The sequence below is a fragment of the Marinobacterium rhizophilum DSM 18822 genome, from assembly GCF_000378045.1.
GTDB lineage: Bacteria > Pseudomonadota > Gammaproteobacteria > Pseudomonadales > Balneatricaceae > Marinobacterium_A > Marinobacterium_A rhizophilum.
This window is the reverse complement of the sequence record NZ_KB899089.1, coordinates 226,102-243,930: the sequence shown is the minus strand read 5'-3', so window position 1 is coordinate 243,930 and position 17,829 is coordinate 226,102. Positions and strand designations below refer to the sequence as shown.

The 17,829-nt window shown below is 61.4% G+C and carries 18 protein-coding genes; 12 read left to right on the top strand and 6 right to left on the bottom strand.

Annotation, left to right across the window (positions count from 1 at the left end):
• Positions 1–96: 96 nt before the first annotated feature.
• The 3 genes from F451_RS24460 to F451_RS0101130 are packed head-to-tail and all read left to right on the top strand — an operon-like array spanning position 97 to position 5,929.
• A complete protein-coding gene (locus F451_RS24460) occupies positions 97–1,581 on the top strand; it encodes an efflux transporter outer membrane subunit (RefSeq protein WP_083928299.1) in 1,485 nt (494 codons plus the stop codon).
• On the top strand, positions 1,578–2,783 hold the full coding sequence (locus tag F451_RS0101135) for an efflux RND transporter periplasmic adaptor subunit (RefSeq protein WP_020679507.1): 1,206 nt from the start codon (positions 1,578–1,580) through the stop codon (positions 2,781–2,783). The genes F451_RS24460 and F451_RS0101135 overlap by 4 nt, the downstream gene beginning before the upstream one ends.
• Positions 2,780–5,929 (top strand): efflux RND transporter permease subunit, encoded by a 3,150-nt coding sequence (locus F451_RS0101130; protein WP_020679506.1) that lies wholly within the window; start codon positions 2,780–2,782, stop codon positions 5,927–5,929. The genes F451_RS0101135 and F451_RS0101130 overlap by 4 nt, the downstream gene beginning before the upstream one ends.
• 109 nt (positions 5,930–6,038) lie before the next feature.
• Here the strand turns inward: F451_RS0101130 and purK are convergent, their stop codons facing one another.
• Positions 6,039–7,121, bottom strand: a complete 1,083-nt coding sequence (gene purK / locus F451_RS0101125) for a 5-(carboxyamino)imidazole ribonucleotide synthase (RefSeq protein WP_020679505.1) — start codon at positions 7,119–7,121, stop codon at positions 6,039–6,041.
• On the bottom strand, positions 7,122–7,610 hold the full coding sequence (gene purE / locus F451_RS0101120; protein ID WP_020679504.1) for a 5-(carboxyamino)imidazole ribonucleotide mutase: 489 nt from the start codon (positions 7,608–7,610) through the stop codon (positions 7,122–7,124).
• 352 nt (positions 7,611–7,962) lie between these two features.
• Between purE and F451_RS0101115 the strand changes: the two genes are divergently transcribed.
• The 4 genes from F451_RS0101115 to F451_RS26520 all read left to right on the top strand — a co-directional run bounded on the left by F451_RS0101115 (position 7,963) and on the right by F451_RS26520 (position 10,124).
• A complete protein-coding gene (locus tag F451_RS0101115) occupies positions 7,963–8,301 on the top strand; it encodes a hypothetical protein (RefSeq protein ID WP_020679503.1) in 339 nt (112 codons plus the stop codon).
• A gap of 211 nt (positions 8,302–8,512) precedes the next feature.
• Positions 8,513–8,965, top strand: a complete 453-nt coding sequence (locus F451_RS0101110) for a DUF411 domain-containing protein (RefSeq protein ID WP_020679502.1) — start codon at positions 8,513–8,515, stop codon at positions 8,963–8,965.
• Positions 8,966–9,058: 93 nt separating this feature from the next.
• Positions 9,059–9,541 carry a c-type cytochrome gene (locus F451_RS0101105; RefSeq protein WP_020679501.1) on the top strand — a complete coding sequence of 161 codons (483 nt, stop codon included), beginning with the start codon at positions 9,059–9,061 and terminating at the stop codon, positions 9,539–9,541.
• Positions 9,542–9,647: 106 nt separating this feature from the next.
• Complete coding sequence (locus tag F451_RS26520) at positions 9,648–10,124, top strand: hypothetical protein (protein ID WP_020679500.1); 477 nt, start codon at positions 9,648–9,650, stop codon at positions 10,122–10,124.
• Positions 10,125–10,199: 75 nt separating this feature from the next.
• Here F451_RS26520 and F451_RS0101095 read toward each other — a convergent pair whose 3' ends face one another.
• A complete protein-coding gene (locus tag F451_RS0101095) occupies positions 10,200–10,820 on the bottom strand; it encodes a cation diffusion facilitator family transporter (protein ID WP_020679499.1) in 621 nt (206 codons plus the stop codon).
• A 75-nt stretch (positions 10,821–10,895) separates the two neighbouring features.
• Between F451_RS0101095 and F451_RS0101090 the strand changes: the two genes are divergently transcribed.
• Complete coding sequence (locus tag F451_RS0101090; protein WP_020679498.1) at positions 10,896–11,300, top strand: MerR family transcriptional regulator; 405 nt, start codon at positions 10,896–10,898, stop codon at positions 11,298–11,300.
• A 56-nt stretch (positions 11,301–11,356) separates the two neighbouring features.
• On the opposite strand, the gene F451_RS0101085 is transcribed toward F451_RS0101090, so the two are convergent.
• Positions 11,357–12,205 carry an SDR family oxidoreductase gene (locus F451_RS0101085; protein ID WP_020679497.1) on the bottom strand — a complete coding sequence of 283 codons (849 nt, stop codon included), beginning with the start codon at positions 12,203–12,205 and terminating at the stop codon, positions 11,357–11,359.
• 51 nt (positions 12,206–12,256) lie between these two features.
• Here F451_RS0101085 and F451_RS0101080 point away from each other — a divergent pair, with 51 nt between their 5' ends.
• The 4 genes from F451_RS0101080 (at position 12,257) to F451_RS0101065 (ending at position 16,808) form a co-directional block, all read left to right on the top strand.
• Positions 12,257–13,171 carry a hydrogen peroxide-inducible genes activator gene (locus F451_RS0101080; protein ID WP_020679496.1) on the top strand — a complete coding sequence of 305 codons (915 nt, stop codon included), beginning with the start codon at positions 12,257–12,259 and terminating at the stop codon, positions 13,169–13,171.
• A complete protein-coding gene (recG, locus tag F451_RS0101075; RefSeq protein ID WP_020679495.1) occupies positions 13,168–15,246 on the top strand; it encodes an ATP-dependent DNA helicase RecG in 2,079 nt (692 codons plus the stop codon). The genes F451_RS0101080 and recG overlap by 4 nt, the downstream gene beginning before the upstream one ends.
• A 72-nt stretch (positions 15,247–15,318) precedes the next feature.
• Positions 15,319–16,296, top strand: coding sequence for a M14 family metallopeptidase (locus tag F451_RS0101070; protein WP_240476421.1), 978 nt, complete (start codon positions 15,319–15,321; stop codon positions 16,294–16,296).
• Positions 16,297–16,298: 2 nt separating this feature from the next.
• A complete protein-coding gene (locus F451_RS0101065; protein WP_020679493.1) occupies positions 16,299–16,808 on the top strand; it encodes a DUF501 domain-containing protein in 510 nt (169 codons plus the stop codon).
• Positions 16,809–16,953: 145 nt separating this feature from the next.
• Here F451_RS0101065 and F451_RS0101060 read toward each other — a convergent pair whose 3' ends face one another.
• Together F451_RS0101060 and coaD are read right to left on the bottom strand one after the other, a co-directional pair.
• Complete coding sequence (locus F451_RS0101060) at positions 16,954–17,202, bottom strand: YfhL family 4Fe-4S dicluster ferredoxin (RefSeq protein WP_020679492.1); 249 nt, start codon at positions 17,200–17,202, stop codon at positions 16,954–16,956.
• Between the two features lie 37 nt (positions 17,203–17,239).
• Positions 17,240–17,719, bottom strand: coding sequence for a pantetheine-phosphate adenylyltransferase (gene coaD, locus F451_RS0101055; RefSeq protein ID WP_026291406.1), 480 nt, complete (start codon positions 17,717–17,719; stop codon positions 17,240–17,242).
• Positions 17,720–17,829 lie beyond the last annotated feature (110 nt).

Here is a 17,829-nt window from a genome sequence, read left to right as displayed (position 1 = left end):
TACCGGGGTTATGCCTGTTTCTTCGTCGCCCCGCAGTAACAGGTACAGGTGGCTGGAAGTGTGATTGGTGTGGGGGCGTGGCCCGCCGAGTCAATAATGAACTGTTACCCCTCGCTGGCAGGAGATCCGGAGCGCGTGTTCAACCTCAAACCCGCTGTGTTGTATTCAAGTCTGCTTGCGCTGCTGCTGACCGGCTGCAGTTCCAGTGCTGTTCGCACGGTTGCGCCCCCGTCCGGCATGCCGGAGCAGTGGCAGGCCGCGGACGCCGGCGATACGGAGCCCGGCCCTGGCTGGCTGCAGACACTGAAGGATCCAGTACTGGAGTCCCTGGTGCAGGAAGGGCTGACGGGCAGCTATAGCCTGGCCGAACAGCGCGCACTGGTGCGCCAGGCAGAGCAGAATCTGCGGGTGGCCGGTGCTGTGCTGTACCCCGAACTGCAGCTCGAACTGGACGCCAGCCGTTCTGGCAGTGGCTCCGGCAATGGCATATCCCGGCTGGACGCTGGCCTGAATCTGGGCTGGGAGCTGGATCTGTGGGGCAAGTTGAGTGACACCGAGCGTCAGGCAAACATGACCCTGGCCGCGCGACGGGCAGATCTGGCTGGGGCGCGGCTGACTCTGGCCAGTGACCTGGCGACGGCCTGGTTCGATCTGCAGGCCGTGGAGCAGCGCCTGGCCCTGTTTAGCCGTCGCCTTAGCAACCTTGAGCAAAACCTGGAGATTATCGAGTCCGGCTATCGGCTCGGGCTGGGCAGCGCGCTGGATGTCTACCTGGCGCGTAATGACGTACAGAGTGAGCAGGCCCGGGTTGAGGCGCAGAATCAGTTGCGTAGCGAGGCTGTGCGCCAGCTCCAGTTGCTGTTGGGGCGCTATCCCGATGGCCGCTGGGCCACGCTGAGCGCCCTGCCGGTGCTGGACGCCACGCTGCCGGCCGGCGTGCCGGGAACGCTGTTGCGCCGTCGTCCTGACCTGACGTCAGCCTGGATGGAGCTGCTGGCGGCTGATGCCGCCCGCGCCATCGCACACAAGGAGCGTTTTCCGGCGCTTACGATCAGTGCCAGCCTGGGTGACAGCGCCAGCCGCCTGTCGGAGTTGCTGAGCGGCAGCCTGGCGTGGTCGCTGGCGGGAGGGCTGACCCAGCCACTGTTTAATGCCGGTCGCCTCAAGGCGGGCGAAGCACAGGCACAGGCACGCGTCGATGCGCTTGAGCAGCAGTACCTGGGGCTGGTATTCAGTGCCTTTGCCGAGGTCGAAACCGCATTGAGTCGCGCCAGCGCCCTGCAGCAGCAGTATGGACAGTACCTGCAGGCAGAGCGCAATGCGCTGTTGGCCGAGGAGCTGGCGTTTGCGCAGTATCGCAAGGGGCTGGTGGAGTACAGCACGGTGCTGGAAGCCCAGCGACGTTCGCTCGATGCGCAGACCGCGGTGATTGACCTGCGTGCCGACCTGCTGACCAACCGTGTGGCGCTGCACCGGGCCCTGGGAGGCGATTTCGCCCCGGCCGACGCCAACGCGCCGGCCCCCGCTGCAAAGCTGTCCCCTCTTCCGTCCGCAATCCTAACTGGCGATCAAGACGCATGATCAGAAAACTCTTACCCATTGCTGTCTTTGCGGTCTTCTGTGCTGCGGCCGCCCTGATAATGTTGAATCGTCCCCAGGCGAGTCGCAGCAGCAGCCCGCCGGTGCCCAGCGTGCGGGTCGAGGTCCAGACTGTGCAGCCGCAGGACTATAGGGTACGGCTGCAAAGCTACGGCGTTGTCCGCCCACGTACTCAGAGCACGCTCCTGCCCCAGGTGACCGGCGAGATCCTGGAGGTCGGGGCGGATTTCCGTGAGGGGGGCTTTTTTGAGCAGGGTGACTTGCTGCTGCGCATCGATGCGCGGGACTATGAAGCAGCACTGGCGACAGCGCGGGCAAATCTGGCCCAGGCCGAACAGGCCCTGCAGGAGGAGCAGGCCCAGGCGGAGCAGGCTCTGCAGGACTGGCGACGGCTGGGCAACTCCGAAGCGCCACCGGCCCTGGTATCACGCCAGCCACAGCTGGCGGCCGCGCGGGCCAGCCGGGATTCGGCGCAGGCTGCCGTGCGCCAGGCACAGCTCAACCTGGAGCGTACGCGCATAGTGGCGCCTTTTGCCGGGCGGGTGCTGTCCAAGTCGGTGGATGTCGGACAGCTGGTGAACAGCAGTACGACCCTGGCGGAAATCTATGCCATCGATTATGTCGAAGTGCGCCTGCCACTGAAGAACCAGGAGCTGGACTTTATTCGCCTGCCCGAAGCCTATCGCTACGACAGCGCGCCGGATCAGGTGCTGCCGGCGGTCACGCTGAACTCCACGCTGGCGGGCAGCCAGAGCTGGCAGGGACAAATCGTGCGTACCGAGGGCGCCATCGATACCCGCAGTCAGCAGCTGCATGTGGTGGCGGTGATTGACGATCCTTACGGGCTCAAGGCGCAGGGCCGCCAGCCGCTGAAGATCAATCAGTATGTCAGCGCACAGATCGAGGGGCGGCTGCTGCAGTCGGTGCTTGTGATCCCCAACAGCACCCTTTACCAGGGCAGCTATGTCTACCTGGTGGACGATGGTCTGCTGCGGCGCCAGGACGTCGAGGTGCTGTGGCAAAACGGTACTGAAGCGCTCATAGGGGCGGGGCTCAAGGCCGGTGACCTGCTGGTCACCACGGCGCTGGGCCAGGTGAACAGCGGAACCCGGGTGCAGGTGATGAATGCATCCCAGGCGATTGCCAGCCCCGAGTCGGGTGAAGGCAAGGGTGCCGGATCATGATCGCCTGGTTCGCCCGTAACCATGTCGCCGCCAACCTGCTGATGGTCTGCATTCTGTTCGGCGGCATCATGTCGCTGTCCACGCGGATTCCACTGGAGGTGTTTCCTTCCTTTGAGGCGGATGTGGTCAGTGTCTCAGTGTCGCTGCGCGGTGCCACGCCGGAGGATGTGGAACAGGGCGTCACGATACGCATCGAGGAGGCCGTCCAGGATCTGGAGGGTATCGAGAAAATCAGCAGCCGCTCACAGGAAGGCACGGCCAGGATCGATATCGAGATCGACAGCGATTATGACCCGCGTGAGCTGCTGGCCGATATCAAGAGCCGGGTCGACGGCATCAATACGCTGCCCACCGAAGCGGACCGGCCGGTCATCAGTCTGGCACAGCGTCGCCGCGAAGTGCTGTCGGTCACGGTATCGGGGGATTTTTCCGAGCGTGAGATCCGCGAATACGCCGAGCGGGTGCGCGATGACCTGGCGCGCCTGCCCGAGGTAACCCAGGTTGATCTGGATGCGGTACGCGATTACGAAATTTCCGTGGAGCTGTCACAGGACCGGTTGCGGGAATACGACCTGACGCTGGCGGATATTTCCGCCGCCATCGACGGCGGCTCCATCGACCTCTCGGCCGGCAATTTGCGCACCGACGGCGGCGATATTCTGCTGCGCTCCAAGGGGCAGGCCTACCAGCGGGACGAATTCGAGCGTGTGGTGATCAAGACCAACCCGGACGGCAGCATCATTCGACTGGGGGATGTGGCGGGGGTGAATGACGGCTTTGAGGAGGTTCCGTTGCGCACCCGCCTTAACGGTCAGCAGGCGGCGATGATCGAGGTGTATCGGGTTGGCAACCAGAGCGCCATCGGCGTGGCCAATGCGGTGAAGGAGTATATCGCCGCGCAACAGGCCGGGTTACCGGCGGGCATGTCACTGAGCTTCTGGGACGACGACTCGGAGGTGGTGAAAAAGCGTCTTAATACCCTGCTCTCCAATGCGCTGCAGGGCGGCGTTCTGGTGCTGTTGCTGCTGACCCTGTTTCTGCGCCCGTCCATCGCACTCTGGGTGTTCATGGGGATCCCGATCAGTTTCATGGGCGCCTTTCTGCTGTTGCCAATACTGGGTGTCAGTCTGAATATCATGAGCCTGTTTGGCTTTATCCTGGTGCTGGGTATCGTTGTGGATGACGCCATCGTCACCGGGGAAAACGTCTACAGTCACATGCGCCGGGCCGAAAGCAGCCTGCATGCGGCCATTCGCGGCACCCAGGAAGTTGCCATACCGGTGACTTTCGGGGTCCTGACGACGGTGGCGGCTTTTCTGCCGCTGGCATTTATCGAAGGGCGGCGCGGTGTGTTCTTTGCGCAGATTCCGGCGGTGGTGATTCCGGTGCTGCTGTTCTCCCTGATCGAATCCAAGTTTGTGCTGCCCTCGCACCTCAAGCATATTCGGCTGCGCCAGCATACGACCGGTCAGTCCCGGCTGGAGCGCTGGCAGCAGAGTTTTGCCGATGGCTTCGAGCGTGCGGTGTTGCGCTATTACCGGCCCTTGCTCAAGCTGTGTCTGCGGCGTCGCTACATTACGCTTGCGCTCTTTGGCGGCATTCTCGTCCTGATTCTCAGCATGATTCTGAGTGGCTGGACGCGGTTCGTGTTTTTCCCGCGTATCCAGAGTGAAACGGCGCGCGCATCCCTGACACTGCCGACCGGCACCCCGTTCGAGGTGACCGACCGCTATATCGTGCGCATGGTGGATGCGGCACGGGCACTGAAGGACAAGTACCGGGACCCGGTCTCGGGCCAGAGCGTGGTACTGAACATTCTGGCGACCACGGGGTCCGCCGGCGGCCGTTCCCACACGGGCTCCGTGCGGTTCGAAATTCAGTCCCCCGAGGAGCGCAGCAGCGATATCACCAGCTCGGCGCTGGTGCGCGAGTGGCGCGATGCCGTGGGGCAGGTGCCGGGAGCGGAGTCACTCACCTATCGAGCGGAAATAGGCCGTGTCAGTGATCCGGTCGATATCCAGCTCAGCGGCCAGGATCTGCGCCGCCTGTCCGAGGCGGCCGACAGGGTCAAGACGCGCCTCGCCTCCTATCCGACACTGTTCGATATCGTCGACAACCTGTCCGATGGCAAGGAGGAAATCCAGCTGGAGCTGACCCCCCAGGGCGAAGCGCTGGGGCTGACAAGGTCTCAGTTGATCAGCCAGGTGCGCCAGGCCTTTTTTGGTATCGAAGTGCAGCGGGTGCAGCGCGGGCGTGACGATGTGCGGGTCATGGTGCGTCTGCCGGAGTCTGAGCGCCAGTCCGTTGCCAGCTTGCAGGGACTGCTGATCCGGCTGGATGACGGCAGCGCGGTGCCGCTGGCGCATGTGGCGACATTCAAGCCCGGCAAGAGCCCGGCGGCGATCTACCGCATCGACCGTTTTCGGACCGTCAGCGTGACCGCCGATCTGGACAAGCAAGCCACCAACATGACGGTGCTGACACAGGACCTGCGCACTTTCCTGGATGACCTGATGTTGCAGTATCCAGGCGTGTCGTACAGCCTGGAAGGTGAAGCCCGAGAGCAGGAGGAATCCTTTGGCTCGCTGCTGCTGGGGCTTGGATTTGTGCTTTTTGTGATCTATAGCCTGCTGGCGATCCCGTTTCGCTCCTATCTGCAGCCACTGATCGTAATGTCGGTGATTCCCTTTGGCGCCATCGGTGCGGTCATCGGGCACTGGATCATGGGCATGGATCTGACCATCATGAGCATGATGGGGCTCATGGCCCTGATTGGCGTGGTGGTCAACGACAGCCTGGTGCTGGTGGACTTCATCAATAAACGGCGATCGGAGTCCAATGGCAGCGAACGGGCCCTGCTGCGCTCGGTGCTGGCCGCGGGCAGCTCACGTTTTCGTCCTGTGCTGCTCACTTCGTTGACAACTTTCTTTGGCCTGATGCCGTTGCTCTTTGAGCAGTCGACCCAGGCACAGTTCCTGATCCCCATGGCGGTATCACTGGGTTTTGGCATCCTTTTCGCCACCTTTATAACCCTGCTGCTGGTGCCGGTGAACTACCTGGTGCTGGAGGATCTGCGCAGGTGGTTGCGGCCTGAACCGTCACCCGCTGAGGTGGAGGCACCTCCGCACGCGCCAGCAGCGTCCTGATCGGACGCAGGGCTGTTTCAAGGGGTGTTTCACCCACCTGGGCAGCCCAAAAAAAGCCGGTGCAGGATATCGCCTGCACCGGCTTTTTTGCGTTTCAGGGACCGCCTGCTCAGGCAGGGCTGTCGGCCTGTATCTCGCGCAGTGCCCAGAGCAGCGGGCTGCGGTCATCTTCGGGCAGCAGATCGGCCAGCTGATTGAGGCTGTCCTGCAACAGTGCGTGATTGGGCAGGTTCAGGTTGACGTGGCCCACCTTGCGCCCGGGCCGGATTTCCTTGTCGTACCAGTGCACGTCGCAGCCCGGTACGGCCAGCCAGTCGGTTGACCAGTCACGGCCCAGCAGATTCCACATGACGCTGATGCCGTGGATCTGTGGTGTATGCAGCGGCAGGTCCGCCACGGCGCGCAGGTGCAGGCCAAACTGGCTCGGATTGGCGCCGGCCTGGGTCCAGTGGCCGCTGTTGTGCACGCGTGGCGCCAGTTCGTTCACCAGCAAGGTACCGTCCACGACAAAGCACTCCATCGCCATTACGCCGACGTAGTCCAGTTCAACCATGATACGGGTGAGCCACTCTTCGGCGGTCGCCTGCAGCGGCTCCAGCCGGGGCAGGCCGGCGACACTGGCGTGCAGGATGCCCTGCTGGTGCAGGTTCAGCGTCAGTGGATAGAAGACACATTTGCCGTCGTGTCCGCGGGCGCCGATCAGTGAAACCTCTTCTTCGAACGGAATCATCTTCTCGGCGATGCATTCGCCCAGCCACTCATCCAGTGCAGGCTCGCCCTGCTTCCAGCGCCACTGTCCGCGACCGTCATAGCCGCCCTGACGACGCTTGATCACCAGCTTCTCGCCAACCAGGGCCAGGTGCTCGGTGGTGTGGTCCGCGGTGATGTTGCACCAGGGGGCCGTGCCTATCTTGAGGTGGTCGAGCAGGCTTTTCTCGCTCAGCCGGTCCCTGATCACCTGGGTGGCGCGGGCGTTGAGAAAGCCGGGGTGGGCCGTCAGCTGGCGGCTTCGCGGGGTATCGGGCCAGAGTTCCTGCTCAACCGTCACCACATCGTCCGGATTCAGTGCAACCGGCTCATCGAGGCTCGGGTCGCAGGGTATAACCTCCAGCCCCATGGGTGCACCCGCCTGTTTCAGCATGCGACCAAGCTGACCGTTACCGATAATCGCTACTCGTGGCAACAACATCATTCAGCTCCTGGGATCCGGGTTGTCCAGTACTGCCTGGGACTGGGCGTTGCGCCATTGCTGCAGGCGTTCGCGCAGTGCCGGATCGTGTACTGCCAGCATCTGGATGGCCATCAGGCCGGCGTTAAAGGCGCCGGCACCGCCAATCGCCAGGGTGCCAACGGTCACGCCGCGGGGCATCTGCACGATGGAGTAGAGGCTGTCCATGCCGCTGAGCGCTTTGCTCTGCACCGGTACGCCCAGTACCGGCACCAGCGTCTTACTGCTGATCATGCCCGGCAGGTGGGCGGCACCGCCGGCGCCGGCGATGATGACTTCAAAACCGCGCTCGGCGGCCTCTTCGGCAAAACTGAACATCTTGTCCGGCGTGCGGTGGGCGGAAACCACCTCGGCATGGTAGGACACGCCGAGCGTATCCAGAATGTCGGCAGCCTCTTTCATGGTGGGCCAGTCGGAACGGGATCCCATCACAATGGCGACTTTTACAGTCATTACATAGTCCTGTCTGCTAAATCAAAACGGAAAGTTGGCAAGGCGTCATACCGGGCCTGCGGCCCTGTGCAGGTTGCCCGGAACAATGCGCCGGATGCACAGGTAGGTGGCATACAATAACTCGCCGGTATCACGCGCGCCGGGCCCCATTGACCTAGATACAGAACACGGCGGCAGAAAACCCGATAGGATAAGTCGATACCCCGCTTAAGGCAATGTTATGTCGTGTTTTAACGACTTTTCCCGCATGTTCAGCCCCATATCAGTGCGTTGCCTCTGCCGGATCGGGATGCCGGTTTTGCAACCATTGTGTCTTGATACGCCGAAGGGCCCATGCTGTAATGCCCGCATTATGAAAGTTATTTCGACACAGCGCCTGCTGGTGATCTTCACACTGATCTGTCTGATGCTGAGCCTGTCTTTGCAGGGCACGGCACGTGCCCAGATGGATACGTCGATGATGTTCATGCCTGTCATCCAGATGGACAAGATGGACAACTGCGGTGGCTGTGGCGACGATGACACATTGCTCAATGAATGTATCAGCGGCACCTGCATCAGCGTGCCGGCGACCCTGAATAATCCCAGCGCACCGCTGCATCTGCCCGGCGCAATACTGCGGGCGTCCCTGCCCCATTTTCACAGATCCCTTCCCCCGGTTCCCGAGCCTCAGCCTCCACGGCGCGCCTGATGTCCCTTTGGCTGCCTTCAGGGGCGGCCCGTTAAACCCGTTGCAGTACATGCGGCTTTTGAGCGTGCGCCAAGCCCCGGCGCCTTAGAGTCGAATGCTCCATTGCCACACTTTTGAACATCAGGCCGGTGTACGGGAGGCATTTCAGCGATGCCCTGCATGCAACCTACCGATACATTGGCGCCGTTTACATACAATTGAGGAAGCAACCATGAAACTGTCAAATGCACAGAAACTGTTAAACCCAGTGGTACTGGTTATGGGGCTGGCGCTGTCCGGACCCGGCTGGGCGGAGGCTCTGGTAAAGGGCACCCTGTACAAGGATCCGCAATGCGGCTGCTGTCAGGAGCATGCTGACTACCTGGCCGCGCAGGGCTTTGCTATCGATGTGGTCCAGACCCGGAACCTGGCGGCTATCAAGCAGCAAAACGGTGTGCCCGAGAAGCTGCAGGGATGCCATACGCTGTTGATTGACGGTTATGTGATCGAGGGTCATGTGCCGGTCACGTCGATCAGACAACTGCTGGAGCAAAAGCCAAAAATTCGCGGCATTGCCCTGGCCGGCATGCCGGCGGGCTCACCCGGCATGATGGGAGAAAAGACAGCGCCCTTTACCATTTATGAGATTGCAGACGGCATGCCCAAGGTCTTTTCTGTCGAATAGCCAGGGGCTCGGGCAAGCCTATGCATCTATGACTACAGAACGGAGTAAAACCATGCTCGCGACAATGTTGTGCAGAATCGGCTGGGAGGCAGAATGACGAAGCAGACCCCGTGGACATTCGGCATCATGCCATGGCTGCTGGCCACGCTGGTGCTTCTGGCACTGGGGGGCGCCCTGCTGGTGCAGTGGCTGGCCCCTGAGGGCGGCAGAGCCGATCCGCATAATGCCGCTCAGGTCGCCACTGGAAAGCAGCTCTACGGGCAATACTGTGTTGCCTGCCACCAAAGCCGGCTGCAGGGCCAGCCCGACTGGGAGAAGCGCCTGCTCAGCGGGCGTATGCCGGCGCCGCCCCATGACGAGAGCGGTCATACCTGGCACCATCCCGACCAGGTGCTGTTCGGCATTATCCGCGACGGCCTGGTACCGCCCTATGCGCCGCAGGGCTACGCCAGCGACATGCCAGCATTTGGAGACCAGCTCAGTGATGATCAGATCTGGGCGGTACTGGCTTTCATCAAGAGCCACTGGTCGCCTAAAATTCAGGCCTGGCAGGAAGACAAGACGCGGCAGTACTAGTACAAGCCGACGGTCGTCACTGGATGGAGTACCTTGCGGAGGTATGCCGTGGCCGGGAATGCTAAACTCGGCCGCATTTTCGTGACGCCAGGGTGGAAGAAGACAGATGGCAGCATCAGCAGGACAGGCCGCGTCCTGGAAAAAATACGCACTGGCTGTTGCGACCGTGCTGGTACTGGGCGGCGTGGTGCTCTTTCCCCGTTTCTATAACAACGTGGCCGTTGTAAACCCCGCAGAGGTCATCAGGGCATCTGACTGTGATCTGGCAACAGCGGCCTGTATCGCCCGGGGCGAGGGGCTGGACGTCACGCTGGGGGTTACCGGGACGCTGGCATCCTATGAGCCGGTGACCTTCATCGTGACCGTCCACGGCATGACACCCGACGCCGTGAACATCGAGTTTGAAGGCGTGGAGATGTTTATGGGCATCAACCAGCTGGCGCTGGTGCCCGATGACGAGGGGCGTTTCAGCGGTACCCTGGCCTTGCCCGGCCACGCTCATGCCATGACGTGGCGCGCCAGAGTGCTGCTGTACCGGGCTGGCACCCTGACGGAAAGCGAATTCATCTTCGATATGAAATAAGAACCGCCGCCTGGACAAGGCTCAGGCCGCTGGCCGGTGATCACCATCAGGCTTGAACGGCTTGGGTGCAGGCGTTCAGCCTTGCGCCAGCTCCCGCCGGGCATGGCGCATGATCTGCCAGGCACTGCTCAGCGCCAGGGTGGCCATGATGAAGCCCACAACCAGATCCGGCCAGGCGGTCTGGGTCCCCAGCACGCCAACCGCCGCCACCAGCACGGCAATATTGCCGATTGCATCGTTACGGGTACAGAGCCAGACGCTGCGCACATTGCTGTCGCCATTGCGATGGGCCCAGAGCAGCCAGGCCACCGCAAGATTGGTAAGCAGGGCCAGGAAACCGACCAGGCCCATGGTGGGTGCATCGGGCAGCGTATGGCTGAACAGGTGCCAGATCGCGGTACCCAGCACCCAGAGACCGAATACCGCCATGCTCAAGGCCTTGAACAGTGCGGCTTTGGCACGGATCGCCAAGCCCAGGCTCAGCACCCAGAGGCTGATGCCATAGTTGGCCGCGTCGCCTAGAAAATCCAGCGCATCGGCCAAAAGCGAGACGGAACCGGCCCGCACGCCCGCCAGAATCTCGATGCCGAACATGCCAAAGTTCAGCAGCAGCGCAATCCAGAGCACACGGCGGTAACGGGGGTTATTGTGGACCTGTGAAGCGTCTTCGGGCTCATGGCAGCAGTGCGTTCCCATGCGTCATCCTTCTGTCTGTTGTCCTGGCAGCTATAAGCGCTATGCTAAACCCTGTAGCAACTACGGGGTCAAGTCATGAGTCAGGGCTATACCATCGGGCGTCTGAGCCAGCTGTCGGGCGTGAACCTGGAAACGGTGCGCTACTACGAGCGCATAGGCCTGCTGCCGGCGCCGCAGCGCGCTGACAATGGTTATCGCCGGTATAACGACGCGGCGGCCCGGCGGCTGCGTTTTATCCGTCGAGGCCGGGAACTCGGGTTCGGCATCGAGGCCATTCGAACACTGCTGCAGCTGGTGGATCATCCCCAGCAGCCCTGCCACGAGGCGGATCAGCTGACCCGCAGTCATTTAGAGGACGTCGAAGCCAAGATTGCCGACCTGCAGGCCATGCGCGACGAGCTGATCCGCTTGGCGGGCTGCCAGAGCGACAGCGCCGAGCACTGCCGCCTGATCGAGGCGCTGGATCAGGGGCCGGACTAGCGGCTGGCTGCAGCATCCGTTGGTGGTCAGGCCTCAGGGGGGAGCCGGTTGCAGCGTCAGTCGGCGGGCATATCTCGCAGCAGCGCGCTGTAACCGGCACGGTAGTCCGGATAGATGAAATGGTAGCCGCTGGCCCGGATCAGGGCGTTGCTGCAGCGTTTGCTGCCGCCCCGGCGCATCAGTTTCGTCGTGTGAATCTCCAGGCCCATGGCCGCTGCGAGCCATTGGCTGACCTCGTGCAGGGGAGCAGGCACATCGTCGCTGGCGAGGTACAGGGGCTCCAGTGGCGTGCCCTGCAGGTATAGCCCGATCAGGTGCCGCAGCACGCCGGCGCAATCATCGCGATGGATGCGGTTGCTGTAGTGCTCCGGCTGGGCGGGGGCCGCTATTCCGCTGCGCACCTGGTTGATCAGCTGGTTGCGACCCGGGCCATAGATGCCGCTAAAGCGCACCACTGTGGCATCGATGCCGCTATTGAGCGCAAGCGCTTCGGCCTGCAGCATGATCTGGCCGCTGAAACGATCGGGGTGTGTTGGGCTTTGCTCATTCACCCAGCTTCCATCCGCCTGGTGGTAGACGCCGCTGCTGGAAGTAAACAGCAGCAGGCGTGGCGGCTGTGCCAGTGCATCCAGCACATTGCGCAGGCCTTCGAGGTAGGCGCTGCGATAGCCGGCTTCGTCATGCTGGCTGGCCGCCGCGCAGTACACGAGGATATCGCAGGGCGGCAGCCGGCCTTGCAGACTGGCGGGGTCGGCCAGATCCCCCGCGATTCCTTGGATGCCGGCTGGCAGCTGGTTTATAGTACGGCGCAGGCCGAACACATTGTGGCCCCTGGCCTGCAGTGCCAGACCCAGCGTGCTGCCAACGTCACCGCAGCCTGCGATCAGAATTTGCTGCTTGTGCATGGGCTTGTCTCCCTGTTGTGCAGGCCGCCATCATAGCAAAGGAATCTTTGGATGACGCTCACAGAGCTGCGCTACATTGTTACTCTTGCCCGGGAACAGCATTTTGGTCACGCGGCGGAGCGCTGTTTTGTAAGTCAGCCGACGCTCTCCATCGCTGTCAAAAAGCTGGAAGACGAGCTGGGTATCGCCCTGTTTGAGCGCAGCAAGAACTCGGTGCGCGTCACCCCCACGGGTGAACGGATCGTGCAGCAGGCGCAGAAAGTGCTGGAACAGGCCGATACCATCAAGGACCTGGCCCTGCAGGGCAAGGATCAGCTGTGCAGCCCGCTGCGGGTGGGCGCGATCTACACCATCGGTCCCTATCTGTTCCCCCACCTGGTACCTGAAGTGCAGCGGCTGGCGCCGCAGATGCCGCTCTATATCGAAGAGAATTTTACCGAAACCCTGCGGGGCAAGATTCGTAACGGCGACCTGGATGCTGTCATCGTTGCGCTGCCCTTCAGCGAACCCGATGTACTGACCCGCGCGCTTTATGATGAGCCCTTCATGATGCTGCTGCCGCGCGCGCACCCCTGGGCGGGTCAGGCGGTGATTGACAGCCAGCGGCTGGACGAAACCGAACTGCTGCTGCTGGGAGAAGGACACTGTTTCCGCGACCACGTGCTGGAAGCCTGCCCCACCCTGGCCCAGGCACTGCACCAGCGTCATCACCTGACCGAAGGCAGTTCACTGGAAACCATCCGCATGATGGTGGCGTCGGGCCTTGGCACCAGTGTGCTGCCGCAGTCGGCGGTGCAGGGACATTACCAGTCCGACCTCGTGGTCGTTCGCCCATTTGAGATGCCGCAGCCCATGCGCACCGTGGCCATTGCCTGGCGTGCCAGCTTCCCTCGACCCAAGGCCATTGATGTGCTGATTGAAGCCCTGAGTCGCTGTCAGCTGGCGCCGGCGGATAGCACTGCATGACCGAGGCGCTGTCGGATCTGCCGGTCACCACGCTGAAGGGGGTGGGGGCGGCATTGGAACTCAAGCTCGAACGCTTGGGCCTGCATACCCTGCAGGACCTGCTGTTTCATTTGCCCCTGCGTTACCAGGATCGCACCCGGGTGGTGCCCATAGGGTCGGTGCGGCCCGGCGATGAATGCGTCATTACGGGCGAGATCAAGGTGGCAGACATGACGCAGGGCCGGCGCCGCGCTCTGCTGTGCCGTATTCAGGATGGCACCGGTACCCTCAGCCTGCGATTTTTTCATTTCAGTGCGGCGCAGAAAAATCAGCTGCTGCCGGGGGTGCGGCTGCGCTGTTTCGGCGAAGTGCGGCCGGGGCCCGGCGGACTCGAAATGGTGCATCCCGAGTACAGCCGTATCGCTGCTGAGGGCCCGGTCTCGGTGGATGAAGCCCTGACGCCGGTGTACCCCGCGACCGAAGGCCTGCATCAGACCCGGCTGCGCAGTCTGGTTACATTGGCAATGCAATGTTTAAAGCCGGGCGCCCTGCCCGACCTGCTGCCCGAAACATTGCGCCGGCAATGGAAACTGCCCGCGCTGGATGATTCCATCCGTTACCTGCATCAGCCACCGGTGGATGCCAATCAGGACCTGTTGCTCGAGGGACGTCATCCTACCCAGCGGCGGCTGGCGTTTGAAGAACTGCTGGCCCACCACCTGACGCTGCTCAACCTGCGTCAGCAGGCACAACAGCAGGGGGCGCCAGCGTTGCCGTATCGGGGCACGCTGGTGAAGCCGTTTCTGGCCGCCCTGCCGTTTCCGCTCACCGGTGCCCAGCAGCGGGTCTGCAACGATGTTGCCCGGGACATGGCCAAGACCTTCCCGATGTTGCGCCTGATTCAGGGCGATGTAGGATCCGGAAAAACAGTGGTGGCCGCGCTGGCGGCCTTGCAGGCCGTGGAGAATGGGGTGCAGGCCGCGATTATGGCGCCGACCGAGATTCTGGCCGAGCAGCACCATAACAACTTCACGCAGTGGCTGGAGCCGCTGGGAATCGAGGTCGCCTGGCTGGCGGGCAAGGTCAAGGGCAAGGCGCGTCAGAAGCAGCTGGCGGCCATTGCCGACGGTAGCGCACGGCTGGTGGTGGGTACCCACGCGCTGTTTCAGGATGAGGTGCAGTTCCAGGATCTGGGCCTGGTGGTGGTGGACGAGCAGCATCGCTTTGGCGTACATCAGCGCCTGAGTTTGCGGGAAAAGGGGCGCAATGGTGAGCGCGCTCCGCATCAGTTGATCATGACGGCAACACCGATTCCACGCACACTGACCATGAGTGCCTATGCGGACCTGGACTGCTCCATTATTGACGAACTTCCACCGGGGCGTACGCCGGTCAATACCGTGGTGATTGCCGATAGCCGGCGCCAGGAGGTGGTTGAGCGTGTCAGCCTGGCCTGTTCCGAGGGCCGTCAGGCCTACTGGGTCTGCACCTTGATTGACGAATCCGAAGCGCTGCAGTGCCAGGCTGCAGAGGTGACCTGTGAAAGCCTGCGCGAGGCCTTGCCGGACCTGCGCATAGGACTGGTGCACGGGCGCATGAAGGCGACCGAAAAGGCCGCCGTCATGGCGCAGTTCAAGGCCGCCGAACTGGATCTGCTGGTGGCTACCACGGTGATTGAGGTTGGGGTCGATGTGCCCAATGCAAGTCTGATGATCATCGAGAATCCGGAACGTCTGGGGTTGGCGCAGTTGCACCAGTTGCGCGGACGGGTCGGGCGTGGCAGCCGGGAAAGTTTCTGCGTGCTCATGTACCAGGCGCCCTTGTCGAAACAGGGGCGGGAAAGGCTTGCGGTGATGCGTGAAACCACCGATGGTTTTCGGATCGCTGAAAAGGATCTGGAGCTGCGCGGCCCCGGCGAGGTGCTGGGAACCCGCCAGACCGGCATGATGCAGTTTCGCATCGCTGACCTGACGCGCGATGCAGACCTGCTGCCGGGCGTGCGTGAGGTGGCGCTACAGATTCAGCAGGATGCGTCGCTTGGCAGTGCCGTGATCCGGCGCTGGCTGGGTCAGGGTGAAGAGTACGGCCATGTCTGAGTGCCGCGTCGCGAGTCCTGCCCGACAGGTCGGCCATGCTAAACTGACAAGCAGTATCTACTGTGAGTGATCATGAATAATCCGACTTCCCCTGCAGCCGCTGAGCGCGGGCTTGAACTGCCCATGTTGGACCTGTTGCCGCTGGATCTGAGCGCCTATCGACAGGGTAATACGGGTATCGACTATTGCCACCGCTTTGAGTCCGGTCGCAGCGGGCCTGACGTGGTGATTATCGGCCTGACCCATGGCAACGAATTTTGCGGTGCCCATGCGCTCTGCGAGTTGCTCGAACAGGATATCAGGCCGCTACGAGGCAGCCTGACGCTGATATTCAACAATGTGGCGGCCTATCAGCGCTTTGATCCAAAGCAACCCTATGCAAGCCGCTGTGTTGATGAAGATGGCAATCGGGTCTGGCTTGCGCCGCGCCTTAAACACCCCAACAGTGAAGAGACCCACCGTGCCGCCCGTCTGGTGCCACTGTTGCAGGAGGCAGACCTGGTACTGGATCTGCACTCCACCAGCAATCCGGTGGCGCCGATGCTGATTTACCCGGAGTTGCCGGACTGCAGCGCACTGGTTGCAACACTGGGCTTTCCCTTCCCGCAGCTGCTTTACAAACTCGGCACTTATCATCCCGGCATGCTAATTTCCTATGCCATGCAACACGGCCGCAGGGGATGCCATGGGCTGGTTGCCGAATGTGGTGCCCATTTTGCGCTCGAAAGCGCGCAGCAGGCACATGCGATTACACGCCGAGTGCTGTATCGTGCCGGCCTGCTGGAGCAGGATGCCCTGATACCGCCCTGGGGCTATGAACCTGATCATAGCGCCGGCCATTACCGTATACGTGAAGTGATCGAGGCACGTACCGAGCAGTTTCGCTTCAGCCATCCCTTTCGGGGTTTTGAGCGCATTGCGCGGGGGGATGTTTTTGCCCAGGACGATGGCCCGCTGGTAGCTCCTTTTGATAACTGCACGCTGATCATGCCCGCACGTATCCCCCTGTGCGGCGTTGAAGCCGTAACCTTAGCCGAGTTTCTGGGATAAAAATGACACCGACACAAACGCAGCTGGATCTTATCAGGCGCCAGCTCGGACGCGAACCGCGAGGCCTGGTCGGCATCGCCCACCAGACGGCACAGGGAATACCCACCGTGCTGCAAATTCGCTCGCTGGTGGACAAACGCCCTTTTCCGACCCTTTTCTGGCTCTGTTCGCGGGACCTGTACCGCGCCATTGCTGAAATTGAAACGTCGGGCTGGGTGAAACAGATTGAGCAGGAAATTCAACAGGATGCGACTCTGCGCGCTGCATTTCGGCAGAACCACATCGACTATGTGGCACAGCGCTGGCAGCTGATGGACCCGCAGGACCGTGAACAGATCGAGCAGCTGGGTTTTACCCACCTGTTCGACCAGTACGGCATTGGCGGCATCTCCCAGTGGGACAAGGTGCGCTGTCTGCATATGCAGTACGCTCACCACCTTTGTGGCGACAACGTCATCGGCCAGCGTATGGATCAGGAGTTCGAGCTTAACAATCTGGAAATACGCCTCTGAGGCCTGGCAGGAAGCAGTGTGCTGAATCGCAGCCATAAAAAATCCGGAAGCCACGCGGTGGATTCCGGATTTTCTTTTGCCTGATCAGTAGGTTAACTATTCTTGCTGAACGGCATCAGCCGGTCTTGATGCCGGCATCTGCGGCTTATTGGCCGGTCAGGTTGGTATACTTGATCATCAGCTGATCCTGCGTTTCCACATGATCCGGGTCTTTGGGAATGCAGTCGACCGGGCAAACTTCAACGCACTGCGGCGTGTCGTAATGACCTACGCACTCGGTGCATTTTCCCGGGTCGATTTCATAGATTTCATCACCCGGAGTGATCGCCTCGTTCGGGCATTCTGGCTCGCATACATCACAGTTGATGCATTCGTCGGTAATCATCAATGCCATGGTCGGCTACCTCACTCACTGCGTAAAATAATAAACGTTATTGCCCCAGGCTTTCCTGCATGGCTCTTGAGACAGCAGGATGTACAAATTTACTCACATCGCCGCCCAAACTCGCAATCTCCCTAATCAGGGTGGACGATATGTAGGAAAGATGTTCTGCCGGGGTCAGAAACATGCTTTCAGCCTGCGGTGCAAGCTTGCGGTTCATGTTGGCCAGCTGGAATTCGTACTCGAAGTCCGATACGGCCCGCAATCCGCGCAGAATGATATTCGCGTTCTGTTGTTCCACCAGATCGGCCAGCAAGCAGTTGAAGCCAATGATTTCAACATTGGGCAAGTGCTGCAGTACTTCCCTTGCCAGCTCAACGCGCTGCTCAAGTGGCAGCATCGGCGCCTTTTTGGGACTTGCCGCGACTGAAACAATGACCCGGTCAAAGATGCGCGCGGCACGTTGCACCAAGTCGGTGTGGCCATTGGTAATTGGATCAAAGGTGCCGGGATAGACAGCCGTATTCATAAAGCTCTCGCTGATGGTTATGCTGCTGCCGGGAGTATATCGCGAAAGCGGCATGTTAGCCGAATTGCCAGGGGCGTACAAATACATTAATGGAATGTGTTTATTCTTGT